Origin of the sequence: Vibrio makurazakiensis (genome assembly GCF_050337375.1) — a bacterium.
Lineage (GTDB): Bacteria > Pseudomonadota > Gammaproteobacteria > Enterobacterales > Vibrionaceae > Vibrio > Vibrio makurazakiensis.
The window spans coordinates 1-2,518 of the sequence record NZ_JAKJSW010000369.1; the positions used below are offsets into that span (position 1 = coordinate 1).

The 2,518-nt window shown below is 43.2% G+C and carries 2 protein-coding genes; one reads left to right on the plus strand and one right to left on the minus strand.

What is annotated here, in order from left to right; genetic code table 11:
* A partial coding sequence (locus L4C33_RS21445; RefSeq protein ID WP_428814418.1) for a response regulator occupies nucleotides 1-1,941 on the plus strand: 1,941 nt, incomplete at its 5' end.
* Here L4C33_RS21445 and L4C33_RS21450 read toward each other — a convergent pair.
* On the minus strand, nucleotides 1,936-2,518 hold a 583-nt coding region (locus tag L4C33_RS21450; RefSeq protein ID WP_428814419.1), incomplete at its 5' end, for a protein adenylyltransferase SelO family protein. The two genes, L4C33_RS21445 and L4C33_RS21450, sit on opposite strands and share 6 nt — an antisense overlap.

Genomic DNA, 2,518 nt, shown 5'->3' on the forward strand with positions numbered 1-2,518 from the left:
GCTGCTCAGACTATTTTTGGCTTTTCAGAAAAAGAAATAGTTGGTCAATCAGTCACCCAATTAATGGACAGTAAAGACGCGTTTCACCACCAGCAATATATGAATAGCTACTTAACTACCGGACACTCGAAAATTATCAATGTACGCGATAAACAAGGGAAGCTAGGGCGGCAGCTAACAGGACGTAGGCGCAATGGCGAGACTTTCCCAATCCAACTTTCAATCGCAAGAGTAAACATCGAAAATGGCACTATTTTCTCAGGCCTAGTCAAAGACATAACCGAAGCCAAGAAAGCCGAACAAAATCTGATTTTAGCGAAAGAGCAAGCGGAACAAGCTGCTACAGCCAAGAGTGAGTTTTTGGCCGTCATGAGCCATGAGATCCGAACGCCAATGAATGGTGTGATCGGTATGTTGGAACTGCTATTAGAGAACCAATTAAATCAATCACAAAAACACCAAGCTTACCTTGCTCACAGTAGTGCTATATCACTTCTAACTTTAATCAACGATATTCTCGACTTCTCTAAGATTGAAGCAGGCAAACTGGAACTTGAAGATCAACCTTTCGACTTACGTAAGATGATGGGTGACCTTGCAGAGTCTCTTGCAACACAAACCAAAACCGAGAGCCTCGAATTAGTGCTCGATACTATTGGAGTTACGGAATCAACGGTACGAGGAGACTCAACGCGTATCCGTCAAATTTTTTCGAACTTGCTGTCAAATTCTCTAAAGTTCACTAAACAAGGCGAGATCGTTATTAAAGCGAGCCTAGAACAGCATGATACAGACCAATGGAAATTAATTGGGCAGGTCAAGGATAGCGGGATTGGCATTCCCCCGAATAAACTCCCTGACTTGTTCGATAAATTCAGCCAAGTTGACGCTTCAACCACTCGCCGATACGGAGGCACAGGCTTAGGGTTAGCGATAGTGAAAAGCCTATGTAATTTAATGGACGGGAAGGTTTCTGCAACTAGCGAAGAAGGCGTTGGCAGWACTTTTACTTTTGAGGTTCTTATTGGCAAGTCATCCGAATCCACTCAGGTTCTCCCGACTACAGATATAAGCCAGCTCAAGATCTTGATCGTTGACGATAATGCAATAAACCGCGAAGTATTACTCTCTCAATTAAAGTTGTGGGGAGCAACAGTGAAAGAAGCTGACGGCTACTACTCTGCTCTTGAAAGCTTTGAAAACCAGGTATTAGAACACGGTAAGCCTTTTGATATCGCCTTTTTGGATATGCAGATGCCCGATGCTGACGGCATAGATTTATGTAAGAAACTGAAAGCAAATAGACAATACCAATCGACTGACTTGATCATGATGACATCAATGGATTCAACCGCTAACCAAAATTACTTTACTGAGATCGGGTTCAGTGGCTACTTCCCTAAACCTGCTACCACTTCTGATTTATTTGATGCTCTCAATGTTATCGCAAGTAAAGATTTCTCGACTCACAATCAGTTGGTGACTCACAACTACCTATCGACTCTCAGCCCAAGAGAAGTTGAAGTTGTCCCACCGGAAATTAAAGAAGGGCTGCAGGTGCTTGTTGTTGAAGACAACCGCATTAATCAAATCGTCATTCAAGGGTTATTGAATAAAGAAGGTATTCAAGTAACCATCGCTGAGAACGGTAAACTGGCGCTAACAACGCTACAAGACAATCATTTTGATCTAGTGCTAATGGATTGCCAAATGCCAGAAATGGATGGCTATGAAGCCACCAGAGAAATACGAAAAGGAAGTGCTGGGATACAAAATTCACAAATCCCAATTGTCGCCATGACTGCAAACGCCATGACTGGAGATAGAGAAACGTGCCTGAATTCTGGAATGAATGATTACCTTGCCAAGCCTATCAATAAGAAAGAGGTACTCGACAAGGTATCACTATGGACGCAATCAAGCCCTAGTGTCACATCATGATGAACAGCTTATTTCCATCTCTTTACCCCACTCTGGCGGGAGGTTAGCGTAGGCTTCGTACTCACTATGTTCATCACATGGTTTAGCTAAAACTTTGGCAAGAATTTCAATGTCGCTGTAATCCCCATTCTCCGCTTTGTCTATAGCTAGTTGAGCAAGGTAATTACGTAAAATATATTTCGGGTTTACCTGCCTCATTGCTTGGCAACGTTCCGAAGACTCTACCGACTCTAATTCGCAACGCTTGAGATAACTTGCCATCCACATAGCAGCAGCTTCCCTGTCTATAAACAGATCAATGACCGCTTGAGGTTGTTTAGAATCGAGTTCTGATAAGGTTCGGAAAAAGCGTGTGTAGTCCACTCGGCTTTGAGACATTAACTCAAACATCGAATCGAAGAGTTTCCCATCCCCTTCTTGCTTACTGAGTAAACCCAGCTTGCTGCGCATTGTTTGGCTAAAATAACCGTTCATCTGCGGCTCATATTGCTCTAATGCTTCTTCTAGGTCTTGCTTATCAATCAATGCCGACAACGAATGAGCCAGCGCAGACAGGTTCCATAAACCAATACGCGGC